Annotated in this window: 18 protein-coding genes; 15 read left to right on the top strand and 3 right to left on the bottom strand. The window is 64.2% G+C overall.

The features are described from left to right. Nucleotides 1-700: 700 nt before the first annotated feature. Nucleotides 701-901, bottom strand: coding sequence for a hypothetical protein (locus BX604_RS39775; RefSeq protein ID WP_257146434.1), 201 nt, complete (start codon nt 899-901; stop codon nt 701-703). Here BX604_RS39775 and BX604_RS26570 point away from each other — a divergent pair. The 14 genes from BX604_RS26570 to BX604_RS39765 all read left to right on the top strand — a co-directional run bounded on the left by BX604_RS26570 (nt 812) and on the right by BX604_RS39765 (nt 18,233). Next, nucleotides 812-1,759, top strand: a complete 948-nt coding sequence (locus BX604_RS26570; RefSeq protein WP_373562439.1) for a helix-turn-helix domain-containing protein — start codon at nt 812-814, stop codon at nt 1,757-1,759. The genes BX604_RS39775 and BX604_RS26570 overlap by 90 nt on opposite strands. Nucleotides 1,760-2,451: 692 nt before the next feature. Then, on the top strand, nt 2,452-2,709 hold the full coding sequence (locus BX604_RS26565) for a hypothetical protein (RefSeq protein ID WP_098553752.1): 258 nt from the start codon (nt 2,452-2,454) through the stop codon (nt 2,707-2,709). A 991-nt stretch (nt 2,710-3,700) separates the two neighbouring features. Continuing rightward, on the top strand, nt 3,701-4,258 hold the full coding sequence (locus tag BX604_RS39770; protein ID WP_257146432.1) for a helix-turn-helix domain-containing protein: 558 nt from the start codon (nt 3,701-3,703) through the stop codon (nt 4,256-4,258). A 99-nt stretch (nt 4,259-4,357) separates the two neighbouring features. Then, nucleotides 4,358-5,854 (top strand): mannose-1-phosphate guanylyltransferase/mannose-6-phosphate isomerase, encoded by a 1,497-nt coding sequence (locus BX604_RS26555; RefSeq protein WP_098554068.1) that lies wholly within the window; start codon nt 4,358-4,360, stop codon nt 5,852-5,854. Between the two features lie 46 nt (nt 5,855-5,900). Further along, nucleotides 5,901-7,280: an undecaprenyl-phosphate glucose phosphotransferase gene (locus BX604_RS26550; RefSeq protein WP_098553750.1), complete on the top strand. Its 1,380-nt coding sequence runs from the start codon at nt 5,901-5,903 to the stop codon at nt 7,278-7,280. A gap of 69 nt (nt 7,281-7,349) precedes the next feature. Continuing rightward, nucleotides 7,350-7,916 carry a hypothetical protein gene (locus BX604_RS26545; protein WP_143748124.1) on the top strand — a complete coding sequence of 189 codons (567 nt, stop codon included), beginning with the start codon at nt 7,350-7,352 and terminating at the stop codon, nt 7,914-7,916. Nucleotides 7,917-7,934: 18 nt separating this feature from the next. Further along, nucleotides 7,935-9,053 (top strand): polysaccharide biosynthesis/export family protein, encoded by a 1,119-nt coding sequence (locus BX604_RS26540; RefSeq protein WP_098553748.1) that lies wholly within the window; start codon nt 7,935-7,937, stop codon nt 9,051-9,053. Nucleotides 9,054-9,058: 5 nt separating this feature from the next. After that, nucleotides 9,059-9,493: a low molecular weight protein-tyrosine-phosphatase gene (locus BX604_RS26535; protein ID WP_306668241.1), complete on the top strand. Its 435-nt coding sequence runs from the start codon at nt 9,059-9,061 to the stop codon at nt 9,491-9,493. Then, nucleotides 9,494-11,746 (top strand): polysaccharide biosynthesis tyrosine autokinase, encoded by a 2,253-nt coding sequence (locus BX604_RS26530; RefSeq protein WP_098553747.1) that lies wholly within the window; start codon nt 9,494-9,496, stop codon nt 11,744-11,746. It begins immediately after the preceding gene. Nucleotides 11,747-11,843: 97 nt separating this feature from the next. Continuing rightward, on the top strand, nt 11,844-12,998 hold the full coding sequence (locus BX604_RS26525; RefSeq protein ID WP_098553746.1) for a glycosyltransferase: 1,155 nt from the start codon (nt 11,844-11,846) through the stop codon (nt 12,996-12,998). Further along, nucleotides 12,995-14,173, top strand: a complete 1,179-nt coding sequence (locus BX604_RS26520) for a hypothetical protein (RefSeq protein WP_098553745.1) — start codon at nt 12,995-12,997, stop codon at nt 14,171-14,173. The genes BX604_RS26525 and BX604_RS26520 overlap by 4 nt, the downstream gene beginning before the upstream one ends. 21 nt (nt 14,174-14,194) lie before the next feature. Next, a complete protein-coding gene (locus BX604_RS26515) occupies nt 14,195-15,628 on the top strand; it encodes a lipopolysaccharide biosynthesis protein (protein ID WP_098553744.1) in 1,434 nt (477 codons plus the stop codon). Beyond that, nucleotides 15,625-16,857: a glycosyltransferase family 4 protein gene (locus BX604_RS26510; protein WP_179894887.1), complete on the top strand. Its 1,233-nt coding sequence runs from the start codon at nt 15,625-15,627 to the stop codon at nt 16,855-16,857. Before BX604_RS26515 ends, BX604_RS26510 begins: the two co-directional genes overlap by 4 nt. Next, nucleotides 16,854-18,233 carry a DUF6418 domain-containing protein gene (locus BX604_RS39765; RefSeq protein WP_098553742.1) on the top strand — a complete coding sequence of 460 codons (1,380 nt, stop codon included), beginning with the start codon at nt 16,854-16,856 and terminating at the stop codon, nt 18,231-18,233. Before BX604_RS26510 ends, BX604_RS39765 begins: the two co-directional genes overlap by 4 nt. A gap of 1,365 nt (nt 18,234-19,598) precedes the next feature. On the opposite strand, the gene BX604_RS26495 is transcribed toward BX604_RS39765, so the two are convergent. Together BX604_RS26495 and galU are read right to left on the bottom strand one after the other, a co-directional pair. Continuing rightward, nucleotides 19,599-21,008, bottom strand: a complete 1,410-nt coding sequence (locus BX604_RS26495) for a UDP-glucose dehydrogenase family protein (RefSeq protein WP_098553740.1) — start codon at nt 21,006-21,008, stop codon at nt 19,599-19,601. Nucleotides 21,009-21,618: 610 nt separating this feature from the next. Further along, a complete protein-coding gene (gene galU, locus BX604_RS26485) occupies nt 21,619-22,503 on the bottom strand; it encodes a UTP--glucose-1-phosphate uridylyltransferase GalU (RefSeq protein ID WP_098553738.1) in 885 nt (294 codons plus the stop codon). A 368-nt stretch (nt 22,504-22,871) separates the two neighbouring features. Between galU and BX604_RS26480 the strand changes: the two genes are divergently transcribed. Further along, entirely contained in the window at nt 22,872-23,105 is a 234-nt protein-coding gene (locus BX604_RS26480) for a flagellar transcriptional regulator FlhD (protein WP_098553737.1), read from the top strand. The last annotated feature ends 472 nt before the right edge of the window (nt 23,106-23,577 follow it).

The following is a 23,577-nucleotide window of genomic DNA, read 5'->3' as shown; positions in this document are numbered from 1 at the left end:
CATCGGCGCAACGCCGCCATCTGGTACCCGCCTGCCTTGTCGGTCTGTTGGATGGTCTTTTTTACGCAATATTGCCCGGTGTGACACGGGAATAACCTCGGCGGCCACTGCAGGCTAGTCGATGTGGACGCTATTGCGCGGGCATCCGTTATTCTCTTGCCAGAAAAAAGAGTACGACGCATTGATATAAATCAGACAATTCTGCGCCTTATGGAAAACAAAAAGGCAGCGCGGAAAACGATGTCGCGATATACGCGCAAACGTTTGACATTGCCTCCACTGTAAAGCAACGCTTGTTTTCAGCAGGGTTTTATGCGGCGTTCACCCGTGCCCCTGCCCGAATGTCGTGTCTTGCCGATGTGTATGCGAAAGCCGTGACCTGTCGGTCAATATCGAATGACAAATTCCGGCATGTCCTTAAGATGCGGAGGTCGGCATATATCGTGCTTGCGCTGAATGCGATACACCGAGGTAACGTGCCGTAAGGCAATCAGCGATGCAAATCAATGCTCTGCAGCAGACAATCTGGCCGATCGTGCAATCTCGCCCCGAATTCTCGAAATTAGTGCCGGACCGCGCTCTTGATTGATTCCGTCAACAGCAAGGCGAAATCAGACGCCGACAACTTAAAGCGCAATTTAGACGAATATGATGCGCCGCAGAAAATGTAAAAAATCGTCAAAAGGCAGCGATGATGCAATCAATGTCGAACATATCGAAAACGGGGTTGAACGTGGGCCGTGGTCGAGGGATAGGCATCGGCCGTGAGCGAGAAAGCGTCATCGTGCTGCTGCTCGACGGATTTTCCGTTATGCAAATGGGCAAGCTGGCGGCGGTGTTCGAATACGCGAATCAGCTGAGCCGTGCCAGGTCCGCATTCGCCGATCGTTACGAACTGCATCTGTATTCCGCACATGGCGGCCCGGTCCGCTCGTCCTCGGGGGTGCAGATCTGGACAGAGGCACCGCGCATGCCGGATACAAGCGTGATCCATGCGATGTTCGTGCTCGGTGGAGAGGAAACGGCAACCGATCACGACACCAGCCTGGTGGCGTGGCTGCATAACGCACATCGACGCGCGAGCGTGGTCAAGGGGGCGAGCGGCGGCTGCAAGCTTCTGACGAGCATCCGGCTGCATCAGAAGGGGCTGGGGGCGGCGCCGTTGACGTCGTGCATGGTGGGTGCCGCGTCGGGCGCAAACGCGCGGTCCGACTCGACCGACGTCGACGAAGGCATGTTGTCGACCGCGCTGTCGATCGTCGCGCACGACATGGGGTACGAGATCGCGCAGGAAATCGTCACCAACCTGATGCCGGGCTCGACAGGAAAACTGACGGGCGCCGCGTTCGGACCGCGTGAAGCACGAGCGAGCGAACTGATTCGCGCGGCCACGCATCATCTGCGTGTCAACAGCGCGAACCGTATTTCGATTGCGGACGCGGCGCAGGCCGCGGCCATGAGCGAGCGGAATTTCCTCCGGCGTTTCAAGAACGAAATCGGCGTGACGCCGACCGAATTCGTGCTGCGCGTTCGACTCGAGAAGGCGTGCTGCATGCTCGTCGAGACGGATCTGCCGGCCGACAAGGTCGCGCGGCGCACCGGCCTGGGCAGCGGCGACCGGCTCGCGAAGCTGTTTCGCCAGCACCTGTCGATGTCACCGACCGAATATCGGGCGGCCGCACGCAAGCGCATGGACACACTGCCGGACGATGGGTCGGTCGCGGACGTATCGACCTGGATGAATGGCTCGATCTCGTAGTGGAATTGCCGGGTTGGCCGGTGCGGCACGATGTCATGGCCCCTGGCCGACATCGTCCACGTGCCGCTACCCCTGCGCTTGCAGTCCGGTGCCGGGTAATGGCGCGGCGTGTCCGGCTGGCCGCCGCAATTGCCGTCGGAAAGATGCTGGACCTTGTGCGGTTTCCCCGTACGCGTTGCATTGCGTCCATTGACGAAAACATCAAAGCATTCGGTCGATGCCGATCCACCCGCGTGATCGCGTGCTTCCCGCATTCATGTTTCAACGAAGCACGTCCAATCAGCCATGATCGTGGTCGCGTCCGCCATGTCGGTGCAACGACGCCTCACGGGGCGCTAATCTCCTGACTGGCTTTTCGAGGAGCAGTGACACCCCCGACCTCCTCGGAACCTTGCCTGCGCGCAGCCATGCGCGCAGGCCTTTTTATTTCATGTGAGTCGCACGATGTCGATTCATTCTTGATTGCTCCGTAGTCCATATCAAAGGAACGGACGCATCCATCCGTCACCATGCCGTCGCAACGAACGGTGCCTCGAAGATCCGTTGAATCTCTTCAGGAAATAATCGGTGATAGACGTGGCGGATTCGGCGGCAATGTTGTCCTGCTCGTCATGCTGCATTGCAATACGCTAGCGAAATCGAACAGGTCGTCCCCTGACGGCCGATGTCGCTGACAACGGAGCGCGACGGACATGAGCACGGTCTTTCTGATGCTGTCGATGATTTGCCTCGTGTGGATCGTCATTTACGCCATCACCAGCGTTGTTTCGGCCCTGTGGGCAGGCGCACGACATAACCAGCGGCTTCTGCTGCTCGAGCTCCAGTCGCATCGTGCGCGCGGGCCGAGGGAGGCGGCGCGCGCCAGGAGATTGAAACGGATGGCGTTGCTCGCGATCGTGGCGGTGCCGCTGGGGATCGCCTCGTTCATCGCGAGCGCTGCGTTGTCGTAACGGCGCCGTGCGCACGCGTGTTACGTAGGCATCCTTTACGTGCCCGCGCGCGGGCGTAGTCTGCATCCCGCCGGCAACGATTTCCTTCTATTTGCTGCGTTGCGTCGCCGTCGTGCTTCGCCGGCCGACAGGCTGGCGGATCGATGCTAGTCACGCATGCAACCTGCATTGGCCGGACCGTGGAACGAATCCCGGTCGATCGCTTCATGTCCGATGCCACTGACGCTGCGGTTGCCGCGTCCTCCGGTGTCGCATCGGTCATGCCGCCGATTCGATGAATCGCACGCAGAAACGCACATGCCGGGGCGCTACGACAGGCGCGAGCTTCTGCGTCCATGTCATCCGCATGCAATGAAGATGAGCGTTTTTTTGGTCTGTCGCGTGGGTCGCGCGATGGCGTGAACAGCGCGCGCAAGCGCCGGAAAAAACGCCGACTCGGGAAATCCCGCAGGCTAATCCGACGACAACTAGTTCGAATCAGCCAGCCATATTTCGCCACTCGGCTAGCTGAGTATGATGCGACGCAACGGGCAGAAATGCTCATGAAGAAAGAGAGATGGCGATACGAGGTAACGTCCGAGAGCATTCCATGAGGCATACGAGTCTCGATAAGCGGGTAGCCGATACAGGAAGGGGCGGGCGTGAGAGTCGGGACATCGGCGTGGTCGTGTTCGATGGATTCTCGCTGCTCGCAGCAGGGGTAGTGACCGAGGTGTTCGAGATGGCGAACGATCTTCATGCGCCACGCTCGCACGATCTGCCGTTGTACGACGTGCGCTTCTATTCGTCGCAAGGCGGCAGCGTCGCGTGGTCGTCGGCCATCAGCGTGTGGACGCATGCATGCGATGCGGGTTCGGCGCGAGCGTTCGATGCACTGTTCGTTGCCGGCGGAGACGGGGCACGGCGTGCGGCACGCGATGCGCGGGTGATCGAGTGGTTGCGAATCGTCGTGCCGCAAACCGGCATCGTGCGGACGATCGGTGAAGGCCGGATGCTGCTCGATGCGGCGCGCGTGAAGCGGAGTACGGGCATCGCGATCGAAGCGGTATCGGGTGTGGATGATCGGGGGGCGGCGGCAAGAGCGGCGTTGTCCCTGGTCGAGCGCGATCTCGGCGGCGACGCCGCAAGCAACATCGCGATGCGTCTGGCGTTGACGGGCGATGCCGACCAGAACGGGCACTTGCCGGACATGGGCGAGGCGACGGCAGCGGAACGCACGCGGGCGTCGGCACGCTGGTTGCAGCAGAACTGCGAGCGGGCGATATCGATCAGCGACGCAGTACGCGTCGCGGGGATGAGTGAACGGAATTTCCTGCGCTGCTTCAAGCAGGAAATCGGCAAGACACCGTCGGAGTTTCTTCGGGAGCTTCGGCTGATGCGAACGATGCAATTGCTGGGCGAGACGGATTTGCCGATCGACACGATCGCGCGGCGATGCGGATGGGTCAACGGGGATCGGCTGGCGAAGATTTTTCGCAAGCGCCTGAACGCGACGCCATCCGAATACCGGATGCGTGCGAGGGCGAAGGCGGCGGTAGAGGAATCGTAGCCGGGATTCGGCGCCGGGACGATCGGGCAGTACCTGGCAAGAACGTTTGAGTCGATCTGACGAATAGGAGTCCAAATGATAGACGAGCCGATCGAAACGATGTGTCACGACAATGAGTCTGCCGCAGGGGATCCCGAATCCGTCGTCGAGTCGCGCGTTCGTGTCGCCCCCGTTGTGCTGGCGGGTGGATCGGGATCGCGCCTGTGGCCGATGTCGCGGGAGCAGTACCCGAAGCAGCTGATCGGCGTGCTCGGTGCCGATTCGCTGCTGCAGGAGACCGTTCAGCGCATGAAGGGATTTGCGTCGGGGCGGAACACGTTGGCCGCGCCGATCGTCGTGTGCGGCGACGAGCATCGGTTCGTGACCGCCGAGCAGCTGCGTTCGAGCGGGATCGACGCACGCATCGTGGTGGAGCCGGTCCGACGCGACACGGCCCCTGCACTGACGCTGGCCGTTGCCGCCGCGTTTGCCGACGGCGAGGACGCAATCGTCGTCGCGATGCCGGCGGACCACGCGATTGCCGATACCGGTGCGTTCCATCGTGCATTGCGGCTTGCGATCGAACATGCGGAGCGCGGCGCCGTCGTCACGCTCGGCATACCGCCGACGCGGCCCGACACCGGATTCGGATACATCAGGCTGGGCGATGCACTCGACGTGGACGCGCGCCGTATCGAGCGCTTCGTCGAAAAGCCCGCGGCCGAGCTGGCCGAGCAATACCTCGCGTCCGGCGCGTACTGGTGGAACAGCGGAATTTTCGTCGTCCGAGCGAGTGTCTGGCTCGATACGTTGCGCGCGTTGCGTCCCGACATGCACGCGGCTTGCGTCGCGGCATATCAGAACGGCGCGGAAGACGGTCCGTTCTTTCGGCCTCACGCGGATGCATTCCGCGCATCGCCGTCGGATTCGATCGATTACGCGGTGATGGAACGGCTGACTTCCCGGGCCGATCTCGCTGAAGGCGTGGTCGTGCCGCTCGATGCGGGCTGGTCCGATCTCGGGTCGTGGGACGCCGTATGGGAAGCACTCGACAAGGACGCCGACGGCAACGTCGGGCGCGGCAAGGTCGTGTTCGAAAGCGCGACGTCGAGCTTCGCCCATTCGGAGGGACGGCTGGTCGCCTGTGTGGGTGTGACCAACGTGATCGTCGTCGAAACCGACGACGCGGTGCTGGTCGCGGATCGATCGCGTGTGCAGGACGTGAAGGGGCTCGTCAACCGGATCCGTGCGCAGCAGGCGCCGGAGGCCGATACGCATCGGAAGGTGCGGCGCCCATGGGGATATTACGACTCGATCGACCATGGCGATCGTTTCCAGGTCAAGCGCATCGTCGTTCAGCCGGGCGGACGCCTGTCGCTGCAGTTGCATCACCACCGCGCCGAACACTGGATCGTCGTCAGCGGGACTGCGCTCGTGACCCGCGGCGACGAGCAATTCATGCTCAGCGAGAACCAGTCGACGTTCATTCCGCTTGGCATCACGCACCGGCTCGAGAACCCCGGCAAGTTGCCGCTCGAGATCATCGAAGTGCAATCGGGCTCGTATCTGGGCGAAGACGACATCGTCCGGTTCGACGACACCTACGGGCGTCGCTGAAACGTCAGGACTGCGTGTGTCATGAATTGAGATGGAGGACGGAAAAATGATCGGGCTACAAGGAATACTGGCACGACTGCTCGACGTCGGGCTCATCATCGCGGGTTCGCTCGTGGCTTCGCAGTTCCGCTTCCTGCAGGTCACGGGCAATCATTTCGACAGCGCGGTCGTCACGTTCGGCATTGCGTTCTCGCTCGTGCTGTTTCCGGCTTTCGGCGTGTACGAGTCATGGCGGGGCCGTTCGATGCTGCGGCTGATCGGGAAGATCTCGCTGGCGTGGCTGGTCGTACAGGCCTGCGGAATCATCCTGATGTTTTCGCTGCATCGCGCGGACGTCATTTCGCGGCTCTGGTTCGTCTACTGGACCGCGATCACGGGCGGCGCGCTGATCGCATCGCGCGTCGCCACGCACCTCGCACTGCGCGGCGTGCGACGCGTCGGCCTGAACCTGCGCAGCGTCGCGGTGGTCGGCTACGGACAGCATTGCCATCACGTCGTGCGCAAACTCGATGAATCTTCCGCGAGCGGCTTCCGCTCGGCCGCGGTCCTCGACCTGCGTCCGGTGGTCGAGACCACGCATTCTGGCGTGCCGACGTTCACCGATTTCGACCGCTTTGCCGCCCACGTGCGCGAGAGCGGCGTCCAGGAGATCTGGCTCGCGTTGCCGTTGTCGGAGGAGGCGACGATCCTGCGCTTCGTCAACGCATTCGGCGACGAGCTGGTGAATATCCGCTTCATTCCGGACGTGCGCAGCGTTGCGCTGTTCGATGGCGCGATGATCGATCTGGTCGGTGCGCCTGCAATCAACCTCGTTGCGTCGCCGCTGCCGCACCACGCGATGCTTCAGAAGGAAATATTCGATCGCCTGTTCGCCGCACTGGCGCTCCTGGCACTGCTGCCCCTGATGGTGGCGATCGCGCTCGCAGTGAAGCTGTCGTCGTCCGGGCCCGTGTTCTTCAAGCAGTTCCGCAAGGGGGCCGACGGGCGCGAATTCAAGATCCTCAAATTCCGCACGATGCGCGTGCACGTCGAAGCGGCGGGCGTGGTGACGCAGGCCACGAAGACCGATGCCCGAATTACGCGCGTCGGACGTTTCCTCCGGCGCACGAGCCTCGACGAACTGCCGCAGTTCCTGAACGTGCTGTGCGGCGACATGTCGGTCGTCGGGCCGCGGCCTCACGCGATCGAACACGACCGTCTTTACCAGAAGGTCGTCGACGGCTACATCCATCGCTATCGCATCAAGCCCGGCATCACCGGGTGGGCGCAGGTGAACGGCTATCGCGGCGAAACCGATCGTCTCGAGAAGATGCAGAAGCGCGTCGAGTACGACCTCTATTACCTGCGCAACTGGTCGTTCGGGCTGGACATGCGGATCGTCGTCGCGACGATCGTGAACGGCTTCGTCAACCGCAACGCGTATTGAATCGGCAGTTTCAAGGGCCGGCGAGCGCCGGCTCCATACACAACAACATGTAATCGGGGTGAAACAGGCATGAACGCAGTCAGGATGAGCGTCGCATTGCTGACGCTATCGGTCGCGCCGGGGAGCCATGCGCAGTTCCTGTCACGCGACGCGCTCGCGACCGGCGCGCCGATGCTCGACAACGCGGCCACCACGACGGTGCCGTCGGTGATCCGGCCGATCGTCGATTCACGCACGCATCGCATGCGGTTGGGCGTGAAGGTCTCGCGCAGCTACGAAACGCGCCAGGTCACCGACCTGGAGAAAGCGTGGGGCAGCGCGGGGCCCGGGACGCTCGCCGGCACCGTCACGACGAGCGATTCGGGCGGCATGTCAGGCGATCTCGACACGAGCGCGGCCGGCAACCCGGTCGCGGGCTTCGCGCTCGGACGCGCGCCCGGTTCGTCCGGCGCCGCCGGCTTCTCGGGGATGCCCGGTTTTGCCGGCGCGTCGGGCCTCTCTGGCGCGATGGGGGCGATGGGCGCGACCGGCGCGATGGGCATGCCCCAGTCATTCAATCCGGGGGCGTCGCTGCTCCCGTCCGGCGGCTCGCTCGCCGCACCGCTGCAGTCATCCGTGTCCGGCGGCCTGAACTAGTCCAGTCGAGGCAAAAAAATGAGTCTATTACGTGTTGTATCGGTGCTTTCCATTGCGTCGTGCCTGAGCGCCTGCACGATCGCGCCGGGGATGTCGTTCAACGATGTGCCGAATGCACATGCGGACACGCAGCCAGGTGTCCCGGTCCTGCCGATCACGAGCGCGCTGATCGATACGCAGGGGCGGGAGCACTCGGCCGACACGCACCGCGTGGCGCTCGAGAAGCTGGTCGGCCGGCCGGATGCGTACCGGATCGGTCCGTCGGACGTGCTGTCGGTCATCGTCTGGGACCATCCCGAGCTCGTGCTGCCGAGCCTGAGCTATTCGCTCGTCAGCGCGAATGCCGGTGCAACGCCGACGGGCCTGCCGCAACAGACGATACCGGGTTACGTCGTCGACAGCGATGGCTACATCCAGTTTCCGTACGTGGGGCGCTTCCGCGTCGTGGGCATGACCGTCGGCGATGCGCAGAAGCGGCTGTCCGCGGCACTGGTGCCGTACATTTCGCGCCCGCAGCTCACGCTGCGCGTGATCGATTTCCGCAGCAAGCGCGTCTATATCGACGGCGAAGTGCGTGATGCGGGCGTGAAGCCGATCACGGACGTGCCGATGACGCTGACGGAGGCGCTGAGCCAGGCTGGCGGCATCGTGCCGTCCGGCGACGCGAGCAACATTCTGCTGAACCGCGACGGCGTGCAGTATCGGCTGGGCATTCCGCAACTGCTGGCGGCCGGGCTGAGCCCGTCGCAGATCCTGCTGCACGACGGCGACGCCGTCAAAGTCGTGTCGCGCGATGAATCGAAGGTGTTCGTCGTGGGCGAGGTGACGAAGCCGGTGTCGCTGACGATGCACGATTCCCGGTTGAGCCTGAACGAAGCGCTCGGCGAGGCGGGCGGGGTCAGCGTCGCGACCAGCGATGCGAAGTCGGTCTTCGTGATCCGCGCGGGTCAGGATCGCGCGACCACGTCGGTATTCCAGCTCGACGCGCGTTCACCCGTAGCGCTTGCGCTGGCCGAGCAGTTCCAGCTCAAACCGAAGGACGTCGTGTTCGTCGACGCGACCGGCTTCGCGCGCCTGAACCGGGTCGTCAGCCAGATCCTGACGGGCTCGGGCGTCGTCTACAACCTGGCGCGCTGATCGCCATGATCGATTCGATTCTGGTCGTCTGCGCCGGCAACATCTGCCGCAGCCCGATGGCGGAGGGCATCCTGCGCGCCCGACGGCCTGACAAGACCGTCGCGTCCGCCGGGTTGTCCGCGGTGATCGGTCACGAAGCCGACATGTGCGCAATCGGTCTGCTGCAGTCGCGCGGCATCGATATCAGCGCGCACCGCGCGCGCCAGCTGGTGAGCTGGCAATGCCTTCACGCCGACCTGATCCTGACGATGGACCGCAAGCAGAAGACCACGATCCAGGGCTGGCTTCCGCATGTCCGCGGCAAGGTGTTTCGTGTGGGCGAATTCGTCGACATCGACATCGACGATCCCTATCGCAAGGGCAGTCGAGCATTTGAGCATGCACTCGAGCGGATCGACGTCGGCCTGAACGCCTGGATCTCGAAAATGGAAACTCTCTAAATGAAACTCGAAGCTGTGAACCGTGTACCGCAACTGCCCGGCGGCGACCCGTCGCCGGACGACGGGGCCGAGCTGGGGGCGCTCCTCGATATCTTCCTCGAGAACCGCAGGATGATCGCGCTCGTGACGGCGGTCTGCCTCGCCCTCGGTGGCCTGTACGCGCTGCTGCGGCCGCGGGTATACGAGGGAAATCTGCTGATCCAGGTTGAAAACAGCATCGATTCCGCGGCGAACAGCCTGCTTGGCAGCGTGTCGTCGTTGTTCGACGTGAAGTCGACGGCGGACGCGGAAATCGAGTTGATCCGGTCGCGCCTCGTCGTCACGCGTGCGGTCGACAGTACGCGGCTGTTCATCTATGCAAAGCCGCATTACGTGCCGCTGATCGGCCGCCGCATCGCGGCGTTCAACAAGGGCCTGTCCGAACCCGGCCTGTTCGGGTGGGGCGGCTTTTGCTGGGGCAGCGAGTCGATCGAGATCGACACGTTCGATGTACCGACCGACGACGAGGCCGACAAGTTCCGGATCACGCTGCTCGACCAGAACCGCTATCGGTTGTCCGGCGCGGATCTCGCGCAGCCCGTGATCGGGCGGATCGGCGAGTTGCTGTCGTTTTCGACGGTCGACGGCCCCGCTCGACTGCAGGTTCGCGGGATCACGGGTCGCCCGGGCGCCGCATTCGACGTGATTCGCTACTCGCGGCTGCAGACGATCGACGATCTGCAGGACCGGATGAAGATCACCGAGCTCGGCAAGCAATCGGGCGTGATCAGCGTCGTCTGGCAGAACAAGGATCCGGCGCTGGTATCCGAGGTGATGAACGCGGTCGGACGGGAATACGTGCAGCAAAACATCGGGCGCAAGTCCGAGGAAGCGGAACGTTCGATCGCATTCCTGAACAGTCAGCTGCCGGTGATGAAGCGCGATCTCGAGCTGGCCGAAGACCGCTTCAACGCGATGCGCAACAAGCTCGGGACCGTCAACCTCGGCGACGAGGCCGGGCTGATGCTGCAGCAGTCGGTCGACATCGACACGCAGCTGATCGGGCTGAAGCAGCGGCGCGAGGAGTTGATGTCGAGGTTCGGGCCGTCACATCCGGCAATGGTCGCGCTGAACGACCAGATCCAGTCGCTGAACAGCCAGCTCGGCGCGCTGGATACGAAGATCCGCAGCCGACCGATGGTCGAACAGAGCATTCTGCGCCTGACGCGCGACGTACAGGTGAGTCAGGGGCTCTATGTCGCGATGCTCAACAACGTCCAGCAGCTCAAGCTCTTGAAGGCGGGCAAGGTCGGCACCGTGCGACTCGTCGACACGGCGGTCGTGCCCGACGAGCCCGTCAAGCCGAAGGCGTGGATCGACCTCGCGGTATCGCTGGTGCTGGGCTTGTCCCTGGGCGGCGGCTGCGCGTTCCTGCGTTCGACGATGTTCGGCGGCGTCACCAATCCGGACGAACTCGAGCAACGGACCGGGCTGAGCGTGTATTCGGTCGTGCCGCACAGCGCGCGTCAGACGGCGCTGCAACGCAAGCTGCGCACCAACAAGTCGGACACGCTGGTGCTGTCGAACGTCGAGCCGCGCGATCCGTCGGTCGAAAGCCTGCGCAGTTTGCGGACCGCGATGCAGTTCGCGATGCTCGACGCCGTGTCGAACGTGGTCGTCATCTCCGGGCCGACGCCCGGTGTCGGCAAGTCGTTCGTGTCGTCGAACCTCGCGGCGGTGCTGGCAAACGCGGGGAGCAAGGTGTTGCTGATCGATGCGGACATGCGCAAGGGCCATCTGCACTACTACTTCGGCATCGATCGCGAGTCCGGCTTCTCGGAACTGCTCGCCGGCCAGCGGCAGATCGGTGACGTCCGGCATTCGCAGGTGCTGCCGAATCTCGACTTCATCGCAACCGGTACGCTGCCGCCCAATCCGAACGAGCTGCTGCTGACGACGCGCCTGCCGGCGTTGCTCGCCGAGTTCAGCCGCGACTACGACGTCGTGGTGATCGACACCCCGCCGGTGCTTGCGACGGCCGATACCGGCGTGCTTGCGCAACACGCCGGTGCGGTGTTCCTCGTCGCCAAGGCGGGCATGACGAACGTCGCTGAAATTCGCGAATCGTCGAAGCGGCTCGCGCAGGCGGGCACCGTCCCGAAGGGCGTCGTGTTCAACGGCCTGAAAGCGCATCTCGGGAAGTACGGTTACGGCGCGAAGTACGGCGTGTACCGCTACTCGGCCTACGAATATGTGGAATCGGAGACGGCATGACACCCCGCGCGGCACAACGACGGCGGTGTGAACGGGATGTGGCCGGGCACGTTATCCGCACGAATCAGGATCAACGACGTTTCGAGTCGAGGGCGCCATGAAGAGCAAAATCGTCCACGTCACGGAAGCGTTCGGCGGCGGCGTGCTGTCGTTTCTCGTCGACCTGTGTAACCGGAGCGTCGCGGCGGGATACGACGTCGTCGTCGTGTATTCCGAACGGGACGAAACGCCGGAGAACGTCCGCGCGTTGTTCGACCCGGCGGTGCGGCTGGTCCGGATCCGGATGCATCGAGCGGTGCGGCCGCTGCACGACCTCGTCGGCGTGGTGCGGCTCGCGCAATGGTTGCGTTCGGAACGGCCCGACGTCGTGCATCTGCACTCGTCGAAAGCCGGCGTGCTCGGGCGCGTGGCGGCACGTCTCGGGTCGGGGCACGCGCGGGTGATCTATTCCCCGCACGGACTCTCGTTCCTGCGCAGTGACGTACCGCGCTGGCAGCAGCGACTGTACCTGACGTTCGAAAAGCTCGCGGACAGCCTGGGCGGCACCGTCGTCGCCTGCTCGCTCGGCGAACTCGACGAACTCAGGCGACGGGTGCGCGCGCGGAATGCGCGGCTGATCGAGAACGGCGTGGAAACCGACCATGTGCCGCGGCGCACGCTTCGGGACGATGACCGCACGGTCGTGGGCATGATGGGCCGCGCGTCGTACCAGAAGAATCACGAGTGGTTTCTTGCGATTGCCGCCCGGCTGGCACGGCCGGAGCTCGAGTTCGTCTGGATCGGCGGCGAAGCCGGTGCGGCGGGCCAGGGCGCCACGGTGCGCTGTACGGGCTGGGTGCCGCGCAGCGAGGCGCTGACGGCGATGGCGGGCTTGGACCTGTACGTGCAGACGTCGCGCTGGGAGGGCATGCCGCTCGCGGTGATCGAGGCGCAGGTCGCCGGCATCCCGGCCGTCGTCACGAATGTGATCGGCAATCGCGATATCGTCGTGCACGGCACGACCGGCTTCATCGCGTCGTCGCTCGACGAGATGACCGAATGCGTGGACCGGCTGAGTCGCGACCGGGCATTGCGCGAATCGATGGCCGATGCGGCGACCCGCATCGCGACGGCGCGATTCCGGGTCGAGTCGAAGTTTCGGCAATGGACGTCGCTGTACGACGACTCGGTGTCGTATGCGACCGTATCCGAAAGTGCCGTGGCCACGCATCTGGACCTGGAGATACTTCTCGGCAAAGGCGAGGCGCGATGAACGTACGCAAGTGGGTGTTCAGAATCGGGCAACTGATCATGCTGTCGTTCTGCATGACGGTGCTGAATCCGCATGCGGCGGCCGCGGCGCGCGACGACGGCATGTGGGGTGCCAACGTCGATATCGCGCAGTTGCTGCCGGGCGATCCGCTGCAACTGTCGACCGACCGCGGCGATGCGTTCGGGCTCGCGCGGCTGGCCGGGTTCAACGCGTTTCGCGTGACCTCGTTCGCGGAATGGGCGCCGGGCCAGCGCGGCACGTCTTACAGTTCGTCCGACTGGCGGCAGGTAGGCGAGCAGGCGAAGCGCAGCGGCTTCACGATCATTCCGGTCGTCGGTCTGAGCCGTGCGGAGTCCAGACAGGTCGATGCGGTATCGGATCCGCAGGCGCGCGTGCGCGCACGGACGCTTGCCTACCGTGACAAGGTCGGACGGATCCTGGACGGACTCGTGCCGACGGGCTGCAAGGTCGTGATCGATCTCGACAACGAGCGGGAACTGGATGCCGACCGGCTCGCGCAGTTTCGGACACTGGCGGCTTTCGTCCGCGCGCGGTATCCCGGCGTGTTGATCACGGTCGGCGGCTGGAAGCGCCGGCGCGCGGACCCCGAGGCGTCGCAGGCCGCGTACGTTGCGAACTATCCGGACGACGGCGCGCCGCTGGCGGACATCGTCGACATCGTCTCGGTACACCTGTACGACGAAGCGCTGGCCGGCCATCGAACCTATGGGCTCTACGCGCGACCGGCCGATCGTGTGCCGGCCGCGGTGGTCGCGTATCTGCAGCGCGTGCGGCGCTGGGCGCAGGGCAAGCCGATCCTGATCAGCGAATTCGGTGCGCCGAACGGCGTGCTGCCGACCCGCTATCGGCGCGATCTCGGTCAGCTCGATCCTGCCGTGCAGGACGACACGGTCGACAGCGTGCTGCAGGGCGTCGTGCAGGCGCGCGAGCAACACGTGAACGTCGTGGGCGCGCTCGCGTGGATCATGGTGCCGCGCGGCGGCGCGGCCGCATTGCACGACGAGTCGAACGAATGGTCGCTCAGCCTGGCCGATCGGGACACCGACATGCTGCAGATCTTTCCGGCGATGTGGGCGTTCTGCCGCACGCACGTCGTCCCGTCTTCATCCTGCTCGCGTGACTTCCCGTCCGAAGTGCGATTGCGCACCCGCTGACTCTCGAGGATCCACCTACTGATGGCCACATTGAGCCAAACGGAAAAGCGCCCGAGCCTGTCCGGGCACACCTTCTGGTATCTGCTCGCGCGCGGCGGTCCGGCGCTTGTCAGCTTCGCGTCCGTGATCGCGTTTGCGCGCATGCTCGGACCACAGGAGTACGGACCGTACTCGTTGCTGATCGTTGCCGCGACGACCGGCAACGTCGTGTTGTTCCAGTGGCTGCGCCTGTCGCTGCTGCGCTTCTACCCGGCCTATCGGGAGGCGCCCGAAGTCGTTATCCGCTCGGTGCTGCGTTGTTTCGGATGGCTGTCGGCGTGCGTGATCCTGGGTGCTGCCATCGCCCTCCATGTGTCGGGCGACGCGTTCTACCGGATGGACTACGTACTCGCGATCCCGGTGACCGTGCTGATCGCGTGGATCGAGCTGTCGCTGGAGCTGAAGCGTGCGAATCTCGAGCCGAAGGTGTACGGCGCCGTCATGCTGTTGCGTGCGGGGCTGATCTTCGGGCTGGGCGTGGCGATGCTCGCCTGGCGGCGTTCGAGCGACGCGTTGCTCGAATCGACGTTCGTCGCGCTGCTCGTGACCGCTGCCGTCTGCATGCGGTTCTGGCAACGCTTCGACCTGAGCAAGCCGACCCAGGACATCTGTCGCGAACTGGTTCGCTACGGTCTGCCGCTGACGCCTGCATTCGCATTCAATTTCTTCCTGAGCGGCTTCGACCGGTTCTTTCTCGGCAAGGTGGCTGGTGCGGGCGCGGTCGGACAGTATGCGGCCGGCGCGGACATCGCGATGCAGTCGCTCGGCGTCGTGCTGATGTCGATCAATCTGGCGTCGTATCCGCTGATCGTGCGTGCGCACGAGAGCGAGGACCGCGCGGCGGTGCGCGGCGGCCTCGAGCGCAACCTGCTGTTCTATTGCCTGCTCGCGACGCCGCTCGTCGTGGTGTTTCTGTGCCAGTCGGCATCGATCATCCACGTGCTGTTCGGCGCGCGCTACGCCGGCGCGACGGCGAACGTGCTGTCGATCGCTGCGTTGTCGGCGATCGTCTTCGGCCTCAAGAACGGACACTTCGACATCGCGTTCAGTCTCGCGCGGCGGACCGAGCTCAGCCTGTTTCCGAACGCACTTGGCGCGGCGGTGTGCGTGGCTGCGCATTTCATGCTGACACGGCAATACGGCGCGGTCGGCGCGTCGTTGTCGTCGCTGATCGGCTACACGGTGGCGCTGATCGCATCGGCGACGAGCGGTCGGCGGTTCATCGACATTCCGATCGTGACGGCCGGCTGCGTGCGCGTGCTGTTCTGCGCGATTCCGATGGCGGCCCTGCTGCTGTGGATCGGTACCGTATCGACGCTGGTCGAGCTGGCCCTCGCCGTCGTCGCGGCGACGCTGCTGTTCTACGGCGCGTGCTATCTCGCGCTCAGGTCGACTCGAGTTTCGGAGGTGGCGTGAGAATCCTGATCGTCAACACACTCTATTACCCGGACAAGACCGGCGGCGCCGAAGTGTCGGTGCAGCTGCTCGCGGAAAGCCTGGTGGCACAGGGCCATGAGGTATCGGTCGTCTGCATCGCGCGGAAGCGGACGTCGCGCGTCGAGTCGATCAACGGCGTGAACGTGTACCGGATCGGACTGTTCAACGTTTACTGGCCTTTCGACGGCCGCGACAAGGGCGTCCTTGCACGCGCCGCGTGGCACGGGCTGGAGATGTTCAATCCGGTGATGATCGCGCGCCTGTCGGCGATCGTGCGGGACGTGGCGCCCGACGTCGTGCATACCAACAACGTGCACGGGTTTTCGACGGCGATCTGGGCATGGCTGGCGCGCCGCAAGCTGCCGATCGTTCACACGATTCGCGATTACGCGCTGCTGTGCAGCCGCGGCTCGCTGTATCGCGCGGGGCGGCGCTGTGAAAGCCGATGCACGGATTGCCGCGTGTTGTGCACGAGGAAGCGCATCGACTCAAGCCATGTGTCGACCGTCGTCGGAATCAGCCGCCACGTGCTTGCCGAGCATCTGCGACACAACTGGTTTGCCGGCCGCCGGAATGGCGCCGTCGTCTACAACAGCGTGCCGGCGCTGCCGCCTGGCGCGAAAGCACGCGCGCGCGATGCGGGTGCGCCGATCGTGTTCGGTTACATCGGCCGGCTCGTTCCGGAAAAGGGCGCGCGCGAGTTGCTGCGGGCGTTCAACCTGCTGCGCGCGCGGCATCCCGACGTGCGGCTGCTGGTCGCCGGGAGCGGCCCTGATGGCTTCGTCGCGGACCTGACCCGGCATGCGGGCCCGGATGTGACCCTGCTCGGCCACGTCGATGCCGCGAGACTGTACCGGGACGCGGACGTCATCGTCGTGCCGTCGCTATGGGACGAGCCGTTCGGCCGGACCGTTGCCGAAGCACTGGTATTCGGGCGGACCGTCGTCTGCTCGAACCGGGGCGGCCTGCCGGAACTCGTCACGGGGCGGTCGCACTGCCGCGTGTTCGACGCGGACCGCGAAGAGGCATTGTTCGACGCGCTCGAGCAGGTCGTGGCCGAGCGCCGGGTGACGGGGGCGTCACGCAACGACGATGCGGAACACGAGCCGATCGAGCGCCTGTTCGATCCGCACGCGATCGCCGCGCGGTACGTCGAACTGTATTTGCGCGCGGTCGAATTGAATGCGCCGCTGGCGGAGCGAGTATGAACCGAAACGATATGGTGCTCGGCGGCGTCGTTGTCGCGTCCTCGATCCTGCTGCTGTTGCTCAGTTATGCAGAGCTTGGCCGTGCGTTGGCACCGCTCACGGTCGCGGTGTACGTGCTGCTCCTGGTCGTGTTCCTGCGCACGAGCAGTCGTGCGGCGCTGCTGCTCGTGCCGTTCGCGGTACTGAAGCTGAGCGAGTTGTTGTCCGTCGTGATGATCGAGTTTGGCGCGACGATGTCCGAGATCGGCATGCTCGGTCATGACATCGGCGCATCGTCCGGATTGTTGCTGCACGACGTCGCCTTCTTTGCGGGGGCGATGTGGATACTGAAAGTGAAAGCGCGGCGCGCCAGTCCGTCCGCCGACCGTATCGTGCTCACGCGCATGCAAGCGCGGCTCGCGTTCGCGATCGGTTGCGCGATCTGCGCGATCGGCATCGTGGCGGGGCTCGCATACGGCTTTTCGCTGTTCAGCGGGATGGACCGCTTTTCGTTCCGGGCCAATTCCGGCAATGCGCCGCTGTCGTTCTTTCTTGCCAACCGGCTGATCGCCGTGTTCCTGTTCGGCATTCTGGCAGCCGGGCCGCGCCGGTTCGGCCGACGCCTCGCGTTCCTGGGCATGCTGCTGGTCATGCTGGTGAACGTGCTGCATGGCGAACAGCTCATGTCGACGGTCTCGCTGATCGTGTCGTTCTTCGGCGTCCGGACGATTGCGGAAGGCGAGGGCAGCGATTTCGTCGGGAAGTTTCTGCGAGTGGGGCTGATGGCCGCGGTCTTCGGGCTTGGCGCGGTCGCGCTTTCCTACTCGAGCCAGCAAAAGGACGTGTTCGTAGCCGTCGCCGCGCGCGCGGTGCTGCAGGGGCAGCTCTGGTATGCGGTGGCCTCGGACCAGGCCGGGCGCGACGAAGCGAAACCCGAATCGATCGGGCGCAATGTCAGCAGCCTGACCGCGGCGTCGGTCGACGACTACGTGAATCTATGGCCGCCCGTCGGCGTGCGCGAACTGATGTACAAGTTCGCCGATACGTCGTTGTACAACTCGTACACCGAAAACGGGGTGACTTTCACGATGGGGACCTCCGGCTATCTGTACTTCCTGTTCGGCTTCTGGCCGTCGCTGCTGATCGAATGCTTGCTGGGCATGTTCGCGGCCGTGATGGTGCGCGCGCTCGTGGCAGCGATGAGCGGCGCCAATCTGCTGTTGCTCGTCGTCTCGGCGAAGCTGTATGCGTTGCTGATGCTCGGGTTGCAGCAAGGAGATTTCTGGTATCTGTTCGGCATACGTACGATCGCGACGCTGATCCTGTTCTGGTTCGCGATCTCCGTGTTCGGAAAGCGCCGCGCACGGCGGGGTGCCATGTCGACGCGGTTCGGTTAACCGGTGAAATGAAGTTGGACTTTGCCGGCTTCCGGCGGAAAGGAATGAATGTGACGAACCACGAACAGAACGGCAGGGATGTGCGCATCGTCATGCTGGCCGGTTACGATGCGGCATCCGATCGGTGCGCGGTAGGCGAGTACGGCGAGTGCCTCGCGACCGAGCTGTCGAGGCGCGGAGGCGGCGTGCGCGTCGACTTTACCCGGATCGTGTTCAAGCCGACGTCGACATTGGGCTGGTTCACGCTGCCGGATGCGGCGCGGAACGCGTCGATCGTCCATGTGCAGTATCCGTACGAAGGATGGGGGAGCAGTCCGTTTCCGGGCCTCCTCGGTGCCGTCGCGAAACGTGGACTCCCGTGGACGCGTACCACGGTGGCGACCACGTTCCACGAATGGCACAGCATGCACTGGCTCCGGAAACTGAGCATCTTGCCGCTCGCGTTCTCGTCCGACCTGCTGATCTTCGTGTCGAAGCGCGAGCGCGACAGCTATCTGCGCAGCACCGTCGGACGGCTGCGCGGCGCACGGCAGCGCATCGAGGTGATTCCGATCGGCGTCAACGTCAAGGTGCCGCCGATCGATCGAAACCGGGTGCAGCGTGAACGCGAGGCGATGCTCGGCGACACTTCGGGCAAACCGAGTGTGCTGCTGGGATTTTTCGGGTTCATCTACGACTGGAAGCAACCGGTAAAACTGCTCGATACGCTGGTTGCGTCGATCCGGACCGGCGTGAATGCGCGGCTGCTGATCTGCGGCGACTTCCCCGACGGGCATGACGCGGCGCGCAAGCAATTCTGGGCCGACGTGCGTGCGCGAAACCTGCTCGATCACGTGATCCACCAGGGCTATGTCGAGGACGAGACGACGCTCGCGCATCTGCTCGCCGCTTGCGACTCGCACCTGTATCTCTACAAGGATGGCGTGTCGTCGCGACGCGGCAGCTTCTGGTATTCGCTCGAACTCGGCGCCGCGATCATCTGCACACCGCCCGAGTATCCCGGCGAGTTCGACGGTCTGATCGATGTCGACCGGTTGAAGCGGACCGGTGGGCTCCGGTTCGTCGAGCCGGACGTCGAACCGGATGCGCTGGCGCGCGTCATCGCCGATTTGCCGCCGTTCGACGCGCCGCGTCGCGCGACCGCGCATGCACCGAGCTGGCGCACGATTGCCGATCGGCATCGTGCCGCTTATACCGCATTGGTGAATGGCCGCGTGCGACGCGGTTGAGGGTTCACGTGCGCCCGCCGTGCGTGATCGCCGGCGGTGCGGCAACTGCGGCCGGGTGAAGGGGGGGTGACGAAGCCGCGTCGCAGAGGTGCGCGGCGGGTTGGGCAGCCGCCCCGAGGGGCGGCCTGTCCGGGCTTCAGTTCCAGATCACGCGTAACGTCCGGGCCGGATCGGCTTGCGCAGGAACATGCGGCCGGCCGACGCCGTAATACTCGATGCCGAGCGCCGCCATCGCGTCAGGTTCGTAGAGATTCCGGCCGTCGAAGATCACCGGTTCATCCAGCAGTTCGATCAGCGCCGAGAAATTCGGGCTCTTGAACACCTTCCACTCGGTGACGATCACGAGCGCGTCGGCGCCGGCCGCCGCTTCTTCCGACGTCGTCACGAAGGCGAGCCGGGAATGTGCGGCCGGATCGTCGCTCAGGTCGAGCGCGATCACGCGCCGTGCCTCGTCCGTCGCGACCGGATCGTAAGCACGCACGATCGCGCCGCGCTTCAGCAGTCCGGCCACCAGCTCGCGGCTCGGCGCTTCGCGCATGTCGTCGGTATTCGGCTTGAACGCCAGCCCCCAAAGGCCGAACGTCAGTCCCGACAGGTCTTCCCCGAATCGTCCGGCAATCTTGTCGAGCAGCACCTTCTTCTGCGCATCGTTGACCGCTTCGACGGCTTCAAGAATCCGCAGCGATTCGCCATATTCGGCCGCGGTCCGCACCAGCGCACGGACATCCTTGGGGAAGCAGGATCCGCCGTAACCGACACCGGCGTACAGGAAGTCGTGGCCGATGCGCGGATCCGAACCGATTCCGCGCCGTACGGCCTCGATATCCGCGCCGACGCGATCGGCCAGGTTCGCCAGCTCGTTCATGAACGAGATTCGCGTTGCCAGCATGGCATTGGCCGCGTACTTGGTGAATTCGGCCGAGCGCACGTCCATGTACCGCGTACGCTCGTGATTGCGGTTGAACGGCGCATACAGCCGCTTCATCTGCTCGCGCGCGTGCTCGCCGGCATCGTCCGCGTCGGTGCCGATGACGATGCGGTCGGGGCGCATAAAATCGTCGACGGCCGCGCCTTCCTTCAGGAACTCGGGGTTCGACACGACCGAGAATTCGTGGCGCAGGCCACGGCGCGTCAACTCCGTCGCGATCGCGTCCCGCACGTGCAACGCAGTGCCGACTGGCACGGTCGACTTGTCGACCACCACCTTCGGCTCGGTCATGTAACGCCCGATATTGCGCGCGGCAGCGAGGACGTACTGCAGGTCGGCCGACCCGTCCTCGTCGGGCGGCGTGCCGACCGCGATGAACTGAATGGTGCCGTGGGCGACGCTGGCCTCGATGTCGGTCGAGAACTGCAGTCGCCCGCTCGCGCGATTGCGATCGATCAGCTCCTTCAGGCCCGGCTCGTGAATCGGTACGCCGCCGCCGTTCAGGATATCGATCTTGCGCTGATCGACGTCGACGCAAAACACGTCGTTGCCGATCTCGGCAAGGCATGCGCCGGTGACGAGGCCTACGTAGCCGGTTCCGATGATGGTGATCTTCATGTTGGAGTAGGGAGAAGGAAGGATTGCGGTTGGAAAATTCCGGATGCCGTGCGCCGGATACGATGGCGCCGGATGGATAGGGGCCGAATGCGCGCCCGGGTGTCGGATGTGCAGGGCGCCGCGTCGTGCGATCGGCTTGCCTCGGCGAATGCGAGTTCGGTCTTTTCCGGGCAGAAGCACCCGGTCGGGGCGGAACCTGAAGCAGTGCCGACAATATGGTCTTGATCCGTGAACGCTTCCGCGATGCTGACGACGTGCTTGCCGATGCCGGCGAGATCGGGTGCGGGATTGACGCTGTGGACGAGGATCTGCATCGGCTCCCGGCAGGCGGTGACGAGGGTGCGGTGCGTTACAGGCGCATGGTGGGGAATACTCGGCGGCGACCCCGGAAGCCGATCGCCGCGACGAGCGCGAACCCCAGCGGCCAGTAGCATGAACCATCCGGGACACGCGGCTGCGAGCGATGATGTCGGCACCGCGTTACCGAGGTTGCCGATGGCGAGCCACATCCCGCACCCCTGTTGGTCAGAACGTTCGTGTCGAATGCGCGCGTCACACAACCCGGGGCGCGCGACGCATTGCGTGCCGACTCGGGATGCGTTGCGTCGCGTCAGGCGACGAGGGACTCCGCCATGCGTGCGAGCAGATACTGCTCGAAGTCGGCGGCGACTTCCGGATGGCGCAGCGCGAATTCAACCGTTGCCTTCAGGTAGCCGAGCTTGCTGCCGCAATCGAAACGCGTGCCGTCGTAGCGGTGCGCGAGCACCTGCTCGTCGGCGAGCAGCGACTGAATCGCGTCGGTCAGCTGCAGTTCGCCGCCGGCACCGGGCTTCAGGCCGCGAAGATGCTCGAAGATCTTCGGCTTCAACACGTAGCGGCCCACGACGCCGAAATTCGACGGCGCTTTCGCCGGCTCCGGCTTTTCGACGATCCCCGACAGCTTGAAGAGATCGTCTTCCCAGCGCCTGCCGTCGATCACGCCATACGACTTCGATTCTTCAGGGGCGATTTCCTCGACGCCGATGACCGACGCGTGATAGTGGTCGAATACGTTGATCATCTGGCGCAGCACCGGCGTCGGTCCGTCGAGCAGGTCGTCGGCGAGAATCACGGCGAACGGGTTGTCGCCGACCAGTTTCTCGGCGCACATGACGGCGTGGCCCAGGCCGAGCGCTTCGGCCTGGCGAACGTAAAAGCAGTCGACGTGACTCGGCTTGATGCTGCGGACCAGCGACAGCAGTTTCTCCTTGCCGCGCGCCTCGAGTTCGGCCTCAATTTCGTATGACTTGTCGAAATGATCCTCGATCGCGCGCTTGCTGCGCCCGGTCACGAAGATCATCTCGGTGATCCCTGCGTCGATCGCTTCCTCGACCGCATACTGGATCAAGGGCTTGTCCACGACCGGCAGCATCTCCTTCGGACTCGCCTTGGTAGCCGGCAGGAAGCGGGTGCCCAGCCCGGCGACCGGAAATACGGCTTTCGTCACTTTCAGCATAGCGGTGGTTCCATTTGTTCGAATGAAGGGCGGACAACGTCGATATCCGGCGCGACAGTCGGCGGATGCCGACGTGCTCGACGCGGCACGGACTCGATCCGATGATCGGCGTATGTGCGATTCAGCGAATCGTAAGTGGATTCGCCAGTCGGGCGGCGACTGAATCCTGGATGGATCCGACAGCTTTTTCGATAGGGGTGCGTGCGATCGAACGATCCGAATACGCATGGCGGATTTCGGCTGGCGTTTGTCGGCGCGGGCGTTTTTGCCTGACATAGGGTTAGCGTCGAAAGCCCGATATCCGGGCGGCGCAGACGGCACATACGCATCGGCCGACGTGCTCGATGGTCGTGCGATCAGGAGAAGTCATGGCGGAACAGGACGATATCTTCAGCGCAATCGAAGCGCTCAACCTCGCGTACCTCGGCCTCATGCAGCAGATGTTGCTGATCGATCCGGAGGTGGCGACGCGCGAACTGGGCATCTCGAGTCAGACGGCCGCGTGGATCATTGCCTTGACGCCTGACCAGATCGAGGAACTGGCCGGGCACGGCGAGCCGCTCTGCGAGTTGCGCGAGGAGGCGGTTCCGACGCGCGCGTGAGCGTGCGCGTCACCCGTCGTGCTGGCGAATGCACCGGCACGGTCGACGCATAAGCATCGAACAAAACATTATTTCTGGCTGCAATGGAATTGCAAAGAAGATGCAAGATAGTGTCGGCTTTGTGATGCAATTCGTTTCCGTGAACGCCATGACGATATTCGAGCAGCAACATTGCAGCCTCCGGGAGGCGACCTGGTTCCCGTGCACGAACCCGCCCGCAGAACCGATGTGGTGCGAAGGGCGGTGGCCGGGCAATCCGTGTGGATTTCCGGTGTACTGGGACGGCACCCGCTGGCGAAGCAAGATTTTCGGCGCCGACGGCGATTTATGGCGTGCAGGCGCGATGCGGCCGGTATAGCCGGCATTCTCGTCACGGCATTCGACCTCCGGAGCGGTTCCATGCGGATTGCATGGTGACATCTGTCGTTGTCATCGACTGATACGTGTTCACGCGTGGCGATCGCATGCGATA

The sequence above is a fragment of the Burkholderia sp. JKS000303 genome, assembly GCF_002563755.1.
Lineage (GTDB): Bacteria > Pseudomonadota > Gammaproteobacteria > Burkholderiales > Burkholderiaceae > Burkholderia > Burkholderia anthina_B.
Note: the sequence above shows the minus strand (reverse complement) of the source record. Positions and strands in the feature narration are given on the sequence as shown.

Excerpts from the sequence above, each read along its gene's own strand:
- BX604_RS39770 (WP_257146432.1), top strand. The coding sequence starts at position 3,701 with ATGCTGCTCGATGCGGCGCGCGTGAAGCGGAGTACGGGCATCGCGATC.
- BX604_RS26545 (WP_143748124.1), top strand. The coding sequence starts at position 7,350 with ATGAACGCAGTCAGGATGAGCGTCGCATTGCTGACGCTATCGGTCGCG.
- galU (WP_098553738.1), bottom strand. The coding sequence starts at position 22,503 with ATGCTGAAAGTGACGAAAGCCGTATTTCCGGTCGCCGGGCTGGGCACC.
- BX604_RS26525 (WP_098553746.1), top strand. The coding sequence starts at position 11,844 with ATGAAGAGCAAAATCGTCCACGTCACGGAAGCGTTCGGCGGCGGCGTG.
- BX604_RS26520 (WP_098553745.1), top strand. The coding sequence starts at position 12,995 with ATGAACGTACGCAAGTGGGTGTTCAGAATCGGGCAACTGATCATGCTG.
- BX604_RS26540 (WP_098553748.1), top strand. The coding sequence starts at position 7,935 with ATGAGTCTATTACGTGTTGTATCGGTGCTTTCCATTGCGTCGTGCCTG.
- BX604_RS26480 (WP_098553737.1), top strand. The coding sequence starts at position 22,872 with ATGGCGGAACAGGACGATATCTTCAGCGCAATCGAAGCGCTCAACCTC.
- BX604_RS26515 (WP_098553744.1), top strand. The coding sequence starts at position 14,195 with ATGGCCACATTGAGCCAAACGGAAAAGCGCCCGAGCCTGTCCGGGCAC.
- BX604_RS39775 (WP_257146434.1), bottom strand. The coding sequence starts at position 901 with ATGCAGTTCGTAACGATCGGCGAATGCGGACCTGGCACGGCTCAGCTG.
- BX604_RS39765 (WP_098553742.1), top strand. The coding sequence starts at position 16,854 with ATGAACCGAAACGATATGGTGCTCGGCGGCGTCGTTGTCGCGTCCTCG.
- BX604_RS26555 (WP_098554068.1), top strand. The coding sequence starts at position 4,358 with ATGTGTCACGACAATGAGTCTGCCGCAGGGGATCCCGAATCCGTCGTC.
- BX604_RS26530 (WP_098553747.1), top strand. The coding sequence starts at position 9,494 with ATGAAACTCGAAGCTGTGAACCGTGTACCGCAACTGCCCGGCGGCGAC.
- BX604_RS26495 (WP_098553740.1), bottom strand. The coding sequence starts at position 21,008 with ATGAAGATCACCATCATCGGAACCGGCTACGTAGGCCTCGTCACCGGC.
- BX604_RS26570 (WP_373562439.1), top strand. The coding sequence starts at position 812 with ATGCAAATGGGCAAGCTGGCGGCGGTGTTCGAATACGCGAATCAGCTG.
- BX604_RS26565 (WP_098553752.1), top strand. The coding sequence starts at position 2,452 with ATGAGCACGGTCTTTCTGATGCTGTCGATGATTTGCCTCGTGTGGATC.
- BX604_RS26535 (WP_306668241.1), top strand. The coding sequence starts at position 9,059 with ATGATCGATTCGATTCTGGTCGTCTGCGCCGGCAACATCTGCCGCAGC.
- BX604_RS26550 (WP_098553750.1), top strand. The coding sequence starts at position 5,901 with ATGATCGGGCTACAAGGAATACTGGCACGACTGCTCGACGTCGGGCTC.